Source organism: Thiocapsa roseopersicina (assembly GCF_900106925.1).
Classification (GTDB): domain Bacteria; phylum Pseudomonadota; class Gammaproteobacteria; order Chromatiales; family Chromatiaceae; genus Thiocapsa; species Thiocapsa roseopersicina.
In genome coordinates this window covers 24896-39352 of record NZ_FNNZ01000024.1, presented here as the reverse complement: position 1 = coordinate 39352, position 14457 = coordinate 24896, and the positions used below count along the sequence as shown (strand labels likewise).

At 65.7% G+C, this 14457-nt stretch carries 12 protein-coding genes; 5 read left to right on the top strand and 7 right to left on the bottom strand.

Annotated features, from left to right (window positions below):
• Window positions 1-115: 115 nt before the first annotated feature.
• From BLV04_RS19665 to BLV04_RS19645, 5 genes are all read left to right on the top strand, one after another.
• Window positions 116-538 (top strand): F0F1 ATP synthase subunit epsilon, encoded by a 423-nt coding sequence (locus BLV04_RS19665; RefSeq protein ID WP_093036413.1) that lies wholly within the window; start codon window positions 116-118, stop codon window positions 536-538.
• A gap of 177 nt (window positions 539-715) precedes the next feature.
• On the top strand, window positions 716-1213 hold the full coding sequence (locus BLV04_RS19660; RefSeq protein WP_093036410.1) for an FKBP-type peptidyl-prolyl cis-trans isomerase: 498 nt from the start codon (window positions 716-718) through the stop codon (window positions 1211-1213).
• A gap of 25 nt (window positions 1214-1238) precedes the next feature.
• Window positions 1239-2609 (top strand): bifunctional UDP-N-acetylglucosamine diphosphorylase/glucosamine-1-phosphate N-acetyltransferase GlmU, encoded by a 1371-nt coding sequence (glmU, locus tag BLV04_RS19655; protein WP_093036407.1) that lies wholly within the window; start codon window positions 1239-1241, stop codon window positions 2607-2609.
• A gap of 61 nt (window positions 2610-2670) precedes the next feature.
• Window positions 2671-4503, top strand: a complete 1833-nt coding sequence (gene glmS, locus BLV04_RS19650; protein ID WP_093036404.1) for a glutamine--fructose-6-phosphate transaminase (isomerizing) — start codon at window positions 2671-2673, stop codon at window positions 4501-4503.
• Between the two features lie 186 nt (window positions 4504-4689).
• Complete coding sequence (locus tag BLV04_RS19645; protein ID WP_093036400.1) at window positions 4690-7074, top strand: DUF1631 domain-containing protein; 2385 nt, start codon at window positions 4690-4692, stop codon at window positions 7072-7074.
• Between the two features lie 470 nt (window positions 7075-7544).
• On the opposite strand, the gene BLV04_RS19640 is transcribed toward BLV04_RS19645, so the two are convergent.
• The 7 genes from BLV04_RS19640 to BLV04_RS19610 all read right to left on the bottom strand — a co-directional run bounded on the left by BLV04_RS19640 (window position 7545) and on the right by BLV04_RS19610 (window position 14455).
• A complete protein-coding gene (locus tag BLV04_RS19640; protein WP_093036397.1) occupies window positions 7545-8576 on the bottom strand; it encodes an NAD-dependent epimerase/dehydratase family protein in 1032 nt (343 codons plus the stop codon).
• Between the two features lie 2 nt (window positions 8577-8578).
• Window positions 8579-9496 (bottom strand): glycosyltransferase family 2 protein, encoded by a 918-nt coding sequence (locus BLV04_RS19635; RefSeq protein ID WP_093036394.1) that lies wholly within the window; start codon window positions 9494-9496, stop codon window positions 8579-8581.
• On the bottom strand, window positions 9493-11613 hold the full coding sequence (locus BLV04_RS19630) for a glycosyltransferase (RefSeq protein WP_093036391.1): 2121 nt from the start codon (window positions 11611-11613) through the stop codon (window positions 9493-9495). The genes BLV04_RS19635 and BLV04_RS19630 overlap by 4 nt, the downstream gene beginning before the upstream one ends.
• Before the next feature lie 8 nt (window positions 11614-11621).
• On the bottom strand, window positions 11622-12095 hold the full coding sequence (locus tag BLV04_RS19625) for a DUF302 domain-containing protein (RefSeq protein ID WP_093036388.1): 474 nt from the start codon (window positions 12093-12095) through the stop codon (window positions 11622-11624).
• A 129-nt stretch (window positions 12096-12224) separates the two neighbouring features.
• Window positions 12225-12734 carry a hypothetical protein gene (locus tag BLV04_RS19620; protein WP_093036385.1) on the bottom strand — a complete coding sequence of 170 codons (510 nt, stop codon included), beginning with the start codon at window positions 12732-12734 and terminating at the stop codon, window positions 12225-12227.
• Window positions 12735-12858: 124 nt separating this feature from the next.
• Complete coding sequence (hypB, locus tag BLV04_RS19615) at window positions 12859-13776, bottom strand: hydrogenase nickel incorporation protein HypB (RefSeq protein ID WP_093036382.1); 918 nt, start codon at window positions 13774-13776, stop codon at window positions 12859-12861.
• A 328-nt stretch (window positions 13777-14104) separates the two neighbouring features.
• Entirely contained in the window at window positions 14105-14455 is a 351-nt protein-coding gene (locus BLV04_RS19610; RefSeq protein ID WP_093036379.1) for a hydrogenase maturation nickel metallochaperone HypA/HybF, read from the bottom strand.
• Between the last annotated feature and the right edge of the window lie 2 nt (window positions 14456-14457).

Below are 14457 nucleotides of genomic sequence, written 5' to 3'. Positions count from 1 at the left end.
GATTTTATTTATTATTCTTAAACCGCGTCGGCACAACGCGATTGAAGTCCGCTTCGGACCGACTCCGCGAGAGCGCCATTTTTGACAACAGGACGCGGTTTAATAGGGGTGCACTATGGCGATGACAATTCACGTCGATATCGTAAGCGCCGAAGGGGCGATTCATTCGGGTCAGGCGACCATGGTGTACGCGACCGCCGAGCTGGGCGAGGTCGGTATCGCGCCCCGGCATACCGCCTTCATCAGCCGTCTGAAGCCGGGTGACGTGCGCGTCGAGAACGAGCAGGGCGAGCAGGAGCACTTTTATGTCTCCGGCGGCATGCTTGAGGTCCAGCCGCATGTCGTGACCGTCTTGGCCGACACCGCGATCCGTGCGCGCGACCTCGACGAGGCCGCTGCACTCGATGCCAAGCGCCGTGCCGAGGAGGCACTCGCCGGCCACACGGCTCAGTTCGAATACGCCAAGGCGCAAGCCGAGCTGGCCGAGGCGATCGCGCAGCTGCGGGCGATCGAGAAGCTTCGCAAGATGAAGGGCTGACCTGTACGGATCGCTCCTTGAGTTTACGAATCCTGCGGCCCGCTCCGAGAGGAGCGGGCTGTTCGTTTTACGAGGCAATCCCTCGCTCTTTTCCTGCTTCCCTTGTTCGCCACGCCGCGCCGGCGACCCGCAAGGGGAGCCCCGCCGGCCCATCCTGACCCGGAGGCGAACCCCATCATGGCAGAACAGCTTATCAGTGCCGGCATGCTTGTCGCGCTGACCTACCGAATCGAGGACGGCCAGGGCAATATCCTGGAGCAGACCGACATCCCCGTCAGCTACATTCACGGCGGTCAGACCGAGCTCATCGGCGGCATGGACGCGGCCGTCGACGGACGGCGTGCCGGCGACGAGGTAGAGCTCGTCCTGGGCCCGGATCAGGGCTTCGGTCCGCGTGATCCCGACCTGACCTTTACCGACGCCTTCGAGAACGTGCCGCCCGAATTCCGCTTCGTCGGCGCGGAGGTACAGATGGAGAACGAGGTCGGGGAGACCCGTCAGTTCCAGGTCACCCGGATCGAGGGCGGCAAGCTCACGGTCGACGGCAACCATCCGCTCGCCGGCAAGACCCTGCGCGTGCATGTCCGGATCGAGGAGGTCCGCGACCCGACACATGCGGAGTTGACGGCCGACCTCGGCGGGGGTGGAATGCTCCCCGGTGGCGGTCTGCACTGACCCGGCGCTCGAGGAGGGCGAAGCGATGAGGCTTGGAGTCGTGATCTTGGCGGCGGGGCTCGGCAAGCGGATGCGCTCCGCCCTTCCGAAGGTGCTCCATCCCTTGGCCGGCAAGCCCTTACTTGCCCATGTCCTGGACACGGCCGAGGCGATCTGTGCCGAGCGCATCGTCACCGTCTACGGTCACGGCGGCGATCAAGTCCGCACCTCGCTGGCCGATACTGGATGCCTCTGGGTCGAGCAGGCCGAGCAACTGGGCACCGGACACGCCGTCATCCAGGCCATGCCGCAGGTCGCGGACATGGACCGCGTCTTGATCCTCTACGGCGACGTTCCGCTTATCTCCTCCGAGACCTTGAGGCGTTTGCTCCAAGCCGCGGCCGATACCGATCTCGGTATCCTGACCGCCGATGTCCCGGATCCCGCCGGTTACGGACGGATCCTGCGCGATCGCCGCGGCCAGATCATCGGAATCGTCGAGGAAAAGGACGCGACGTTGGAACAGCGCGCCGTCGCCGAGATCAACACAGGCATCCTGGTCGCCGACCGATCGAGGCTCGACGGCTGGCTCGCCCGCATCGACAACGACAATGTTCAGGGTGAGTACTATCTCACCGACGTGACCGCGCTCGCCGCGGCCGAGGGTGTGGAGGTCGCATCCACCCGGCCCGGACGGCTCGCGGAGGTCGCCGGCGTCAACGATCGGGTTCAGCTCGCCGCCCTCGAGCGCGACTATCAGCGCCATGCCGCGGAAGACCTGATGCGCTCGGGCGTGACCTTGGCGGATCCGGCGCGGTTCGATCTGCGCGGCGTCCTGCATGCCGATCCGGATGTCGTCATCGACATCAATTGCGTGTTCGAGGGCGTGGTTCGGCTTTCGAGCGGCGCGCGTATCGGCCCCAACTGTCTCCTCAGGGACTGCAGTATCGGCCCGGACACCCACGTGCTGGCCAACTCGGTGATTGAGGGCGCCTCGGTCGGGGCCCACGCACGGATCGGTCCCTTCGCGCGACTGCGTCCCGACACCCGACTTGCCGATCACACCCACGTGGGCAACTTCGTGGAGATCAAGAAGACCAGTCTCGGGGCCGGGAGCAAGGCCAACCACCTCACCTATCTGGGCGACGCCGAGATCGGCGCCGGTGTGAACGTCGGCGCGGGAACCATCACCTGCAACTACGACGGTGCGAACAAGTCGGTCACCCGGATCGAAGACGGTGCCTTTATCGGCTCCAACACCGCGCTGGTCGCCCCCGTGCGGGTCGGCGCCGGCGCGACCATCGGTGCGGGTTCCGTGATTGCGCGCGACACCCCGGCGGACCAGCTCACGCTGACGCGCGCCCCGCAGAGGACGATTCCGGGATGGACGCGGCCACGGAAGCGGCCGGTCGCCTGATCGGGTCGGCTTGAATCTTGGCGTCTCGGCGGTTCGATGTTAGACACACGAGGGATAAGTCATGTGCGGTATCGTCGGTGCGATCGCCCAACGTCCGGTCTCGGCCATCCTGCTGGAAGGGTTGAGGCGTCTCGAATATCGGGGCTACGACTCCGCGGGCATTGCGGTGCTCGAAGCACCCTGCCGTCTGAATCGCGCCCGCACGCTCGGTAAGGTCGCACGCCTGGCCGAGGCGGTCGCCGAGCGGCCGTTGCCCGGCACGCTGGGCATCGCGCACACGCGCTGGGCGACCCACGGCGAGCCTGCGACCCGCAACGCCCATCCCCATGTTTGCCGCGACCGCTGCGTGGTCGTGCACAACGGGATCATCGAGAATCACGAAGACCTGCGTCGCGAGCAAACCGCCGCGGGCCACCGCTTCACGTCCGAAACCGATACCGAGGTCGTCGTCCACGCCGTTTTCGACCAGCTCGAGGCCGGCCATACCCTGCTCGACGCCGTGCGTCTGGCGACGACACGCCTACGCGGCGCCTATGCCCTCGGCGTGCTCGATGCACAGGATCCGGAGCATCTGGTCGCGGCTCGCCAGGGTAGCCCGCTGGTCATCGGGGTCGGATTCGGCGAGCATTTCATCGCCTCCGATGTCTTTGCCCTGTTGCCCGTGACCCATCGCTTCATCTTCCTCGAAGAGGGCGACATCGCCGAGCTGACCCGCGAATCCGTTCGCATCTGGGACCGCGACGGGAACCTCGTCGTGCGACCGGTGAAGACCTCGGCGGTCTCGGCCGATGCCGCCGAGCGCGGCGAGTATCGCCATTTCATGCTCAAGGAAATCTTCGAGCAGCCGCGTGCGATCGCAGACACGCTCGAAGGTCGCTTGGTCGGCACGCGCGTCCTGCCCGAGAGCTTCGGCAATCTGGCCCCGGAGGTCTTCGCTCGGGTCAAGGCGGTCACCTTGGTCGCCTGCGGCACCAGCTACCATGCCGCGCTGGTTGCACGCTATTGGATCGAGGCCCTCGCCGGCCTGCCCTGTACCGTCGAGGTCGCCAGCGAATACCGCTATCGCAAGCAGGTGGTGCCGTCCGACGCCCTCTTCGTGACCCTCTCCCAATCCGGCGAGACGGCCGATACGCTCGCGGCGCTGCGTCTGGCGAAGTCCTCCGGCTACGCGGCGACGCTGGCCATCTGTAATGTCCCCGAGAGCTCCCTGGTACGCGAGTCCGACCTGGTGCTCTTGACCCATGCCGGCCCCGAGATCGGCGTCGCCTCCACCAAGGCATTCACCACCCAGCTGGTCGCCTTGTTGCTGATGACCGTGGCGCTCGGCCACGAAAACGCGCTAAGCGACACCGCCGAGGCCCATGTGGTCGCGTTGCTTCGAGCGCTCCCCGGCAAGGTCGAGGCGGTGCTGGAGCTCGACGACCGGATCGCCGCCCTTGCCGAGGTCTTCGTCGACAAGCAGCACACACTCTTCCTCGGACGCGGCGAGCAATATCCGATCGCCATGGAAGGGGCGCTTAAGCTCAAGGAGATCTCCTACATCCACGCCGAGGCATACCCGGCGGGCGAGCTCAAGCACGGACCCCTTGCCCTTATCGACGAGCAGATGCCCGTTGTCGCCGTCGCGCCCAACAACGCATTGCTGGAAAAGCTCAAATCCAATCTCGAAGAGGTCCGCGCACGCGGCGGCCAGCTCTATGTCTTCGCCGACCTGCATGTCCCCATGGTCGAAGAGGAGGGCGTCACCGTCATCCGCCTTCCCGAGACCGATGATCTGATCGATCCCATCATCTTCACCATTCCCTTGCAGCTCCTTGCCTATCACGTCGCCGTCCTGAAGGGGACAGATGTCGATCAGCCTCGCAATCTCGCAAAATCCGTTACCGTGGAATAAGCCATGATCCCGGGTGGCGGCACCGTTTACGGACCTGCCCTATACTTGCCGTCAGGTCGACCCCGCACAGCGCTCGAGGCTTTGCCGCCGTCATAGTACCGAGTCCACGGTACCCCGGGGGTCGATGGCGGCACAGGACGCCTCCGATGCCGCGACGGTGCGGCTGAACATTCGAGACCTCCATCCATGGCCGACATCTCCACCATTTCCTCGGCTCATCCGCTCGACGCGCCCGACGTCGTCGGCGGGCTGACGCCAACGGATACGGCCGCTCTGCTGACGGGTTGTCGCGATCGTCTTGCGCACGGTCTGGCGACCGTGTTCGCGCAGCATCTCGGCGGCGCGAGCGAGGATTTTCTGGGTATGGCCGACCGTGCCACCAGCATGGAGCAACAGCAGCTCTATTTCTCGGCGATGGGTTTCCTCGACAACCGCGGGCAACAGCTCCTGCAGCATTTCCGCAGTGCCTACGTCGCCTGTTTCGACGCGAGCGTTGCGGCTTTGCGGTCGAAGGAGGCCGCGACGGTGATGCACGAGACCGACGAGCTGCGTCTCGTGGATACCGACGACTTCGAGCGTGATCTGGCCATCGGTAAACTCTCGGCCCGTGCAGCGTGCAACTGCTCGCAGCAGCTCACGGCGCTCGACCGCCGGCTCGCGGCGCTGCTGCGCGTGCCGCGAATCAGTCAGGACGACAATCCGCTGTATCCGCGCACCCTCTTCAGCGCCATGCTCCAGGCCCTGAACGACATGGAAGTGCGCGAGCAGCTCGCGCTGATCCTCCTGCATGAGTTCGAGCGTCAGACCTCGGTCGAGCTTCCCGGCGTCTATGCCGAACTGAACCGTTTTCTCATTCAGTCCGGCGTGCTCCCGACCATCCCGCTTGCGGGCCCCCTGTCGGCTCCGCGCAGCGAGACGCTCGATCAGCCCGGGGGCAGTGTCGGCGGGATGTCGGGGTGGGCCGGTTTCGAGCCTTCCGAGGATCCGGGATTGACCGAGCAAGAGGAGCAGAGACTTGCCGAGCCGGGTGCCCGGGCCGAAACGCGGGTGGAATTCGAGCGCCTTCCGCGCCTTGCGAACGACGACGTCTTCGGCCAGTTGGCCCGAGCGATCCAGACCGCGAGTCGCGGTCGTGTGTCGCGGACGACGACAACCACCGGTGCACTCAAGGGCGGCTCGATCACGGGCAATCAGGAAACCCCCTCGCTCGGCCTCGCCCAGCTGATCGAGGCATTGAACGGGCTCCAGCGAGGCTTCACGGATCTTCGGCAGATTCCGGGCCTGAGCTCCGCGAACATCGATCCGCGGCGCGGCAATGTGCTTCAACAGATTCGCGCCGCGCCGATGATGATGTGGTCGCGACCGCTCGATGCCATGACCATCGACATCGTCGCGCGGCTGTTCGATGCCATCTTCAACGACCCCGAGCTCTCCGCGACCGTGCGTGCTGAGTTGGCCAAGCTGCAGATTCCGGTGCTCAAGGTCGCGCTGGTCGACAAGTCCTTCTTTTCGGATCGCAGGCATCCGGTCCGTCGGTTGCTCGACGTGGTCGCGAGCTCCGGGATCGGTCGCAACGAGAAGGACGAGCCCCGCTTGGTCGACAAGGTCCGCGAGATCGTCGATGCGGTCGTCGAGGGGTTCGACGCGGACCTGAACGTCTTCGCGGTTCAGACCTACAAGCTCGAAGAGTTTCTGCGCGAAGAAGAGGAGCACGCGCACAGCAAGTCGCAGCGCGTCTTCGATCAGCTCGAGCAGCGCGATCGCCAGGAGATCGCGGCGACGCGGGTCGCTCAGGAGCTGGCCGCGCGCACCGGCGACGCCGGCACCTTGCCCGTGCTGGTCTCGGCGTTCTTCGATCGGTTCTGGCGCCGGGTGCTCAACGATGTCTTTATTCGCACCGGCGACGCCGGCGTGCAGTGGCAAGAGGCGCTCGCCACCATGGACGACCTCATCTGGAGTGTGCAGCCCAAAGACACGGCCGAGGAGCGCAACCGGCTCCTGACGGCGCTGCCGGATCTGCTCAAGCGGTTACGTCGCGGGCTGGAAGCGGTCCATCTTGAGGAGGCGTGGGATCCCTTTTTCGATCGCCTCATCCGTCTGCACATGGGCGCGCTGCACAAGGAGCTGCCTCCGGACCAAGCCTCGGACCAGGAGGCCCTCGGAGAGCCGCCGCCCGAGGCCCCGCAGGAGGTGTCCGCCGCCGCGACGGCCCTGTCCTTCGCGGACGGGCCCGCGGGGAGCGATGACCCCAGGTCGGTAACCGGTGAGGAGGCGCCGTCGGATCAGTATCTCGAGCTCGCCAAATCACTCGAGGTCGGCGACTGGGTAGAGTTTCAGAGCTTCCGAGGAACCCGCAAGACCCTGCGTCTCGGGTGGGTCAGCAAGTACCGAGGCGTCTATCTCTTCACCAACCGGCAGGGCGACAACGCCTTGACCTTGGCGACGACCAGCCTCGCCGGACACCTGCGCAAGGGGACGGCGCGGGTGCTGAGCTCCGATCCGCTCACCGATCGTGCCGTGGCCCAGGTCTTCGAGCAGGTGATGCCCGAAACGGCGACCGATACTGCCTGAAATCGCGCTCTTCTCGGCGGGATCCTATGACGCCCCGTGGAACGGTCCAGAATTAAACCGCGCCGAGCGCGGTATGCGATGTTTCTGGATGGGATCGGCCCTGGCGGATTTGACGGCTGCTGGAGACGCCGCGGTTTAAGATATTAAAATTGATAAAATTTTAAACCGCGTCCACGCTAAGGATCGTGGATGCACCAAACGTCGAACTCAATCGAAAGTTAGCATCTCGCTCTGGACGCGGTTTAAGGTGATTTCCGAGAATCGGCATCCCGACTGTGCAGACCTGTCGGCGCTGTGGGTGCCTGGAGTCGCCCCTATACCAAGCAACGCCAACGGTCGTCGCGAAGCGACGACACCCCGGGGATAGACGACTTGCAGTCGTCCTCTTCAGCAGACCCGACGGCCCGCCTTTTGCTGAGGTTGTCGTCATCGAGAACGACAACAAGTCGATTCGCCGCTCAACTGATTTCTCACAGGTTGCGATGGCGCATGGTCTCGACCAAGCGAGGAATCTCGCTCTCCAGCGTCAGTCGAGGCCGGAAGCCCAGAGCGCGCTCCAGCTTAGCCGAAGAGAACCAGGCATCCCCCGTGAGCTTGCCGAGCCCGTCCAGGGTCAGCGGCATGCGCCGCCGGGTCAGGCGTTCGCCGAGGGTGCCGATGCCGGCCGCGAGGCGCAGGACCGGGAGCGGGACCGTCCAGCGCGGGACGGGGCGACCGAGTGCGATGAGGCTCTGCTCGTAGAGCCAACGGGTGGAATAGTCTCGGCCGTCGGTGACCAGGTAGACCTCGCCGGCCGTCTCGGGCCGGCCGGCGACCAGGATCGCGGCGGCGACGGCGTCCTCCACATGGATCGCGGCGCGGTGATTCTCGATCCGAGGCCAGGGCGGGAAGCGCCTCGCGGCCACCGCTTTGACCATGCGGGCGATGTTGCCGCTGTCCCCGAGTCCGTAGACCATGGGTAGACGCAGAACCGCGGCGTGTCGACCGGTCGCGCGTCCAAGCTCTAGTACACTCCGCTCGGCTGCGAGCTTTGCGCGACCGTAGAGGCTGTCCGGCGTCGGGCCGATCGACTCGTCCGCAGGTCGGCCCAGCGCACCGGCTCGGTCTCCCATCGCCTTGATGCTGCTGAGATAGACGACGCGCCGAATCCCGGACTGCGCGACCCTGGCCATCAGATTGGCGGTCCCCTCGGCGGTCACCGGCCAGTGGGAGGGTGCCTCGTAAATGTCCGGCTCGTCGGGACGCGGCGAATAGCTCGCGAGGTGGAATAGGGTGTCGATGCCGTCGCAGACGGATCCGAGGCTCGACGGGTTGGTCAAGTCTGCGGCGCGGATCTCCGGCCCTGGTCCCGGCCAGAGCGTCTGCGCCACATCCGAGGATCGCGTCACGATTGCCACTCGGTGACCGGTCCGCAGCAGCTCCGCGACCAGCCGTCGGCCTACCTTGCCGGTCGCCCCGGTCACCAGGATCGATCCGAGCGGGGTGCTTGTGTCTCGATCCATGATCAGTCCACCTTCCCCTGTCTCGGGCGGCCGAGCATCCGGCTCAGGGTGTCGACGAGGACGCGGCTCCAGTAGTGCGCTCGGATGCCGAAGATGACCAACCCATTGAAGAGCGCCGGATACCCCCGCGCCTGGAACTTGCGATAAAAGCGCTCCATCCCGCGATGCTTGTGACGCTCGACCATGAGTGGGCTGCGTCGGCTGCATGCACCCTTATGATGAATCACGCTGACATTCGGGACGAGCGCGATCGTCCAACCGGCTTGTCGAAACCGCACGAACCAGTCGAGATCCTCGCAGTGCAGGAAATAACCCTCGTCGAGCGGCCCGACCGCGTCGAGCGCGCGCCGGCTCACCAGCATGAAGGATCCGGAGATCGCCTCGACCTCGACCGGCTCGGCGGGCAACGGCTCATGATGGAGGTTCAGACGGCGTCCGCCCCGGTCAGGCAGGAGCCGATCGAGCCGCAGGATGCGCTTGAGCGCGATCCAGGGGTCCGGGATCGCCCGGCGGCTGGCCACCTGCTCGCTCCCGTCCGGGTTGCGCACGATGCAGCCGGCCATGCCGACATCCGGTCGGCTGTCCATGAAGGCGAGCATCCGCCCCAGGGTATCCGGGCCGACTAGACAGTCCGGATTCAGGAATAGCAGACGATCGGCCCGCATGAGCGGCAAGGCGCGATTGTTGGCTGCGGCGAAGCCCAGATTGACCCGATTCTCGAGGATACGCAGCCGCGGGTCCGCATTGAACATCGCGCGCAGATGCTCGAGGCTCCCGTCGTCCGACCCGTTGTCGCTCACGATGACCTCGACCGACACATCCGATCCGAGCACTGCCCCGACACACTCGCTCAGCAGATCGCCGGCGTTGTAGTTGACGACGACGACGCTGACGACGGGAACCGATGTGCCCGGGCTCACGTGCCGGATTCCACCAGGTCGAGAGCCTCGCGCAGCGCCTGCTCGGCCGCAGCGAAGCCGAAATGGGTTTCCATCACCCGGATACCTCCGTCGGACAGACGCTGCCAGAGCAGCGGATCCCGATCGAGCCGCGCGATCGCCTCGGCGAAGGCCGGGGCGTCATCCGCGATCAGGACCGATTCACCTTCGACCAGATGCATGCCCTCCGCGGCAACGCGGGTCGCAACCACGGGCAGCCCGTGGGCGAGACTCTGGTTGATCTTGCCTTTCACCCCGGCGCCGTAGCGCAGTGGCGCGACCGAGACACGGCACCCCGCGAAGAAGGGCTCGATATCCGGGACGTATCCAAGGATCTCGATATCCGGCCCGGCGCAGGAAAGAACCTCGCGCGGCGGATCCGCGCCGATGACGCTGAGCCGGATGTTCGGGATTCGCTCGCGCAGCAAGGGCATGATCTCGCGGCAGAGAAAGAGGACGGCGTCGGTGTTCGGCGGGTGTGCGAAGGCGCCGATGAAGAGGATCCCGCTCCGTGCATCGTAGGGCTTGGCCGAGCCGAAGACACGATGGATGTTGGAGACGACATGGATCCGGACATCCGGCGCCTCGGCGGCCAGGATGTCGCGCTCGGTCTCGCTCACCACGAAGGTCAGGTCGGCGCGGCGCATGAGTCCGAGCTCCTGCGCCTTGCGCCGCTCGGCGACACGAAGGATCGCGCGATCGCCTTGCAGCTGCGCGAGCCGCCGCTCGCGCAGGAAATGCAGATCGACCGTATCGAAGACGATGCGTGCCTTGGCGCAATGGGTCCGGGCCGCGTCGAGTGTGGCCGCCGCCGCATCGGCACGGCTCAGGATCACCAGGTCGTAATCGGCGCCGTGGCTGGCGAGATGGTCGCGGATCCGTCGCACGTAAGGCCGGTAGAGCACCTCCACGCCGATACGCTGCAGGTCGGCGACATAGGGCTCGGGTGCCTCCAGGTTGGCTGCGGCGAAGGTCACCTTGAAGCCGAGTCCTTGCAGGATCAGGAACAGATTGCGCATCCGAACCGAGCCGGACTCGCGATCCGGGGTGATCATGTAGTTGTCGACCACCAGGGCCCGGCGTCGCACCCCGCGCTCTTTCGCCTGCTCCAGATCCTCGCCGCGCTCGCCGAAGCCGGCCAGGACATCGGCCCAACGCGTTCGGAAGGTCTCGGCGTTGATGCGCTGATAGCGCTTCAAACCCGTTTCGGTCTGCTCGTCGCGCCCCGCACTGATCCCCTCGAAGTGCACGACGCGGGACAGCGGCTGGTAGTAGACCGCGCGCCCGGCTGCACGCACCCGGAAAGCCAGATCGACATCCTCGTAATAGGCGGGTGCGAAGGCGCTGTCGAAGCCGCCGAGACGCTTAAAGAGCGCGGTTTCGATGGCGAGTGCGGCGCCCGAGCAATAGTCGACGGCGCGCCGATAGCTGTATTGCGGCTTGTCCGGGGCGTCGAGGTGGCCGTAGTTCCAGGCCGTGCCGTCGGCAAAGAGGATGGCCCCGGCCTCTTGCTGCCGGCCGTCCGGATAGATGAGACGGCTGCCGACGATCCCGGCGTCGGGCGCGTCCTCGAAGGTGTCGATCAGCGCATCCAGCCAACCGGGTTGGACCTGGGTGTCGTTGTTCAGAAAGATCAGATAGGCACCCTGCGCCGCCTCGGCCCCGCGATTGCAGGATCCGACGAACCCGAGATTCTCGGGGTTGCGGATCAGGCGCAGACCGGGGTAGCACGCGAGACGCTCGGCGGTCCCGTCGCTCGAGCAGTCGTCGACGACGATCGCCTCGAAGGGCCGTTCGGCGCCGACCCGAGCCAGCGCAGCGAGACAGTGGTGTGTGTAGCTGAATTGGTTGTGGACCGGGATCACCACCGAGACCTGCGGCGCGCCGCGCGGCGTCAGGTCGACCGGCGCGAAGGGCTCGGCGAGCGCGAGCAGACGCGGCGGGTCGGCCACACGCAGCGGCGTGGTGCCGAGGCGGCGCTTGAGCTTGCGCAGCAGGACGGCGACGCCCTCCGTGCGCAGGACATGGAGGGCGCGTGGGAAATAACGGAGAAGGATGTCCAGGGCGTGCGTTCCGGCAGTCGATCCGACGGCCGCCATCCTACCACCTACCAGGAGACGGCGGCCTCCGAGATTCCCTTGAGCATGTCCGCGACCTTGGCCATCGCCGGGCTGGATGCGACCTGATCGGCCGGGATCTCGCGGTGGGCGACATAGGTCGTCCCGGTCTCCTCGGGCAGGGTGTAGACGGCAATGATGAAGGGGCAATTCACCACATGGGCCGGGTTCTCGGTGCTCATCTCGCGCGAGAGGACGGCACTGCAGAACTCGATGGACTCGGCTTGCGCGTAGAGCGGGGTATCCGTGCCGAGATCCTTGCCGGTGCGCTCGAGCATCTCGCCCATGTTCATCACGTTGTTGATGTACATGCCGCGCTCTTGGATCGCCATCTTGAGTCCGTCGAGCACGTCTGCGAATTCGGAGTCACTGGTGTAGACGGCATAGCCGCCGCCGAAGGCGGCTTGGGACAGGAGCCCGCCGGCCAACAGCAGTCCGGCTAGGCCGCGCTTGGATTTGAACATGCGTCTGAATCCCCTCTTGATGTGCCGTCCCGAAACGCCGATCACGGACCGAAGCCGCATCGGCCGCGAGACGCAAAACCCCGCCAAGCGGCGGGGTGATGACCGACAAGGCGTCGAGTCGCCGATGCGTCAGTACTGGTTCATCGGGCGGAAGGCCGGTGCGGACGGCCAGTCACCCGCAGGCGGTGCGGGCGGCGGGGCCGAACGCTGCTGCTGTTGCGCCGCCTCGAGCTCCTCGACGCGCCGCTTGAGCGCCTGGACCTCGGCGCTGTCGACGGGTGCTGCACCCGTGGAAGGCGCCTGAGCCGGCGCAGGCGCGACTCCGGGGGCTGCCGCGGGTGCGACCGGGTAGCCGGGTGCGGCGTAGCCCGGGGCAGGTGCACCGTAACCGGGTGCCCCATATCCCGGCGCGCCGTAACCGGGCGCGTAACCGCCGTAGGGGTAACCGAAGCCCGGACCGCCGTAAGGGCCGCCGTAATAGCCCTCGTCGTAGTCGTCGTAACGGTCGCCGCCCATCCAGCGGCTCGGGTTCATCATGTTGCCGAAGTTGAAGGCTTGGCTGACAGGGGCATAGACGGTCAGCGCAGCCAGTGTGGCGAGTGAAACGACGGACAGGGTCCTGATCGGTTTGATCGGCATCGGGGTTCCTCCGGGGTTGGTGTGATTTCTCTCGTGTCGCGCATTCGGAAATCTTCTCGGGTCGCGGTCAGTCGACGGCGACCCGGCCACTAATTACACCCAACGGCAAGGCGTCGCAATAGGCTCAATCCTGCTTTTGGGCGTGCGTGTGGTGATGGTGCGTATGGCCGTGCTCGTGGTGATGCGTGTGGCCATGGCCATGATGATCGTGGGTGTGTCCGTCGGCCGCATGACCATGCAGTCGAGCGCCGTCCGGTTGAACCGAGGGGCGAATGGTCCGCCCGAGCTCGAGGCGCGAGCGCTGGGCTGCGAGCTCGTCGCTCAACCAATTCAGCCAAGGCTCGATGTCGCCCTCGCCGCGTGTAGAGACCGATTCGAAAGGCACCACGCTGGCCAACTTGCGCAGATGGTGCTCCGCACGCTCGACCGAGAATTCGGGCAGGACCGTGAGCAGATCCGACTTGGTGCAGAGCACCAGGTCCGCCGCGCGGAACATGACCGGGTATTTCGCCGGCTTGTCGTCGCCCTCCGGCACCGACAGGAGGGTGACGTTGCGGTGCTGGCCGAGATCGAAGCTGGCTGGGCAGACCAGGTTGCCGACATTCTCGATAAAGAGGATGTCGACCTCGTTGAGATCAAGCCGGTGCAGCGCGTCGTGCACCATGTGCGCGTCCAGATGGCAGGCGCTGCCGGTGGAGATCTGCACGGCCGGGACGCCCTTGGCGCGGATGCGCTCGGCGTCGTTCTCGGTCTCGAGATCGCCCTCGATGACGGCAATCCGCACCTGACCGCCAAGGGCGTCGATGGTCCGCTCCAACAGGCTCGTCTTGCCGGCACCGGGCGATGACATGAGATTCAACGCCAGCACCTGATGACGATCGAAATGCTCCCGATTGTGGGCCGCCTCGTGATCGTTCTCCGAGAGCAGGGCTTGGAGCACGGTCACCGCGGCACGGCCGTCGGCGGTCTTGGCGTGTTTGCCGTCCGCCCGGACCAGATGCTCGTTGCCGGGGGTGATATTGCAGCCGCAGGTATCGCACATGAGTGATGGCTCCATAGACGCGGCCCCGCCTTGCCGTCCAGTTGGGGCCGGGGCATTCGGATCTCGACATCGCGCGAGGTCGACTCCGGATTCGTCGCGCATCGCCGCTCCGGGCGAGCGCATGAGTCCGAGTGTACGCCTCTAAAACGCGTCAAGCATGTTATGCACGCTGATCGGTCTGGGCTTGCCCCGGTATCCATCCAAGAGCTCAGTGTTGACGCGTTTTAGAAAATTTTCTTTTTTTCCTAAACCGCGTCGCGCCGGCGTTTAGGATTCATGCGAGGCCAAATTCCGCGCCAAAGGCTCCGGATGAACGCAAAAACGCGGTTTAGTCCGGGATAGTGAGCTCCAGGTTCGCCAACAACAGCTCATCCCCGCTCACCAGGCGCGTCTTGTAGCTGCCGCAGTCTCCGCACAGCAGTCGGTTCGGGGTGGCGTCGGTCTCCGCGCCGCAGTCGTTGCAGACCACGCGCACGGGGGCAGTTTCAATCACCAGCTCCGCGTTCTCCGCGATGGTCCCCGCTGCGGCCAACGGGTAGGCGTGCCGGAGCAAGGATCCCTCCACACCCGCGAGCGGGCCGACCCGCAGCAGGATGCGCTCCACGGCGCTGGCCCCGTGCTCGACGGCGATCCGCTCGACCTGATCGAGCAGCGCCTGACAGATGGAAAGCTCGTGCATGG

What these genes read in the sequence shown, in the direction of transcription:
- BLV04_RS19620 (WP_093036385.1), bottom strand. Translation starts at nt 12,734, where the DNA reads ATGCCGATCAAACCGATCAGGACCCTGTCCGTCGTTTCACTCGCCACA.
- glmS (WP_093036404.1), top strand. Translation starts at nt 2,671, where the DNA reads ATGTGCGGTATCGTCGGTGCGATCGCCCAACGTCCGGTCTCGGCCATC.
- hypB (WP_093036382.1), bottom strand. Translation starts at nt 13,776, where the DNA reads ATGTGCGATACCTGCGGCTGCAATATCACCCCCGGCAACGAGCATCTG.
- BLV04_RS19665 (WP_093036413.1), top strand. Translation starts at nt 116, where the DNA reads ATGGCGATGACAATTCACGTCGATATCGTAAGCGCCGAAGGGGCGATT.
- BLV04_RS19660 (WP_093036410.1), top strand. Translation starts at nt 716, where the DNA reads ATGGCAGAACAGCTTATCAGTGCCGGCATGCTTGTCGCGCTGACCTAC.
- BLV04_RS19610 (WP_093036379.1), bottom strand. Translation starts at nt 14,455, where the DNA reads ATGCACGAGCTTTCCATCTGTCAGGCGCTGCTCGATCAGGTCGAGCGG.
- glmU (WP_093036407.1), top strand. Translation starts at nt 1,239, where the DNA reads ATGAGGCTTGGAGTCGTGATCTTGGCGGCGGGGCTCGGCAAGCGGATG.
- BLV04_RS19640 (WP_093036397.1), bottom strand. Translation starts at nt 8,576, where the DNA reads ATGGATCGAGACACAAGCACCCCGCTCGGATCGATCCTGGTGACCGGG.
- BLV04_RS19645 (WP_093036400.1), top strand. Translation starts at nt 4,690, where the DNA reads ATGGCCGACATCTCCACCATTTCCTCGGCTCATCCGCTCGACGCGCCC.
- BLV04_RS19625 (WP_093036388.1), bottom strand. Translation starts at nt 12,095, where the DNA reads ATGTTCAAATCCAAGCGCGGCCTAGCCGGACTGCTGTTGGCCGGCGGG.
- BLV04_RS19630 (WP_093036391.1), bottom strand. Translation starts at nt 11,613, where the DNA reads ATGGCGGCCGTCGGATCGACTGCCGGAACGCACGCCCTGGACATCCTT.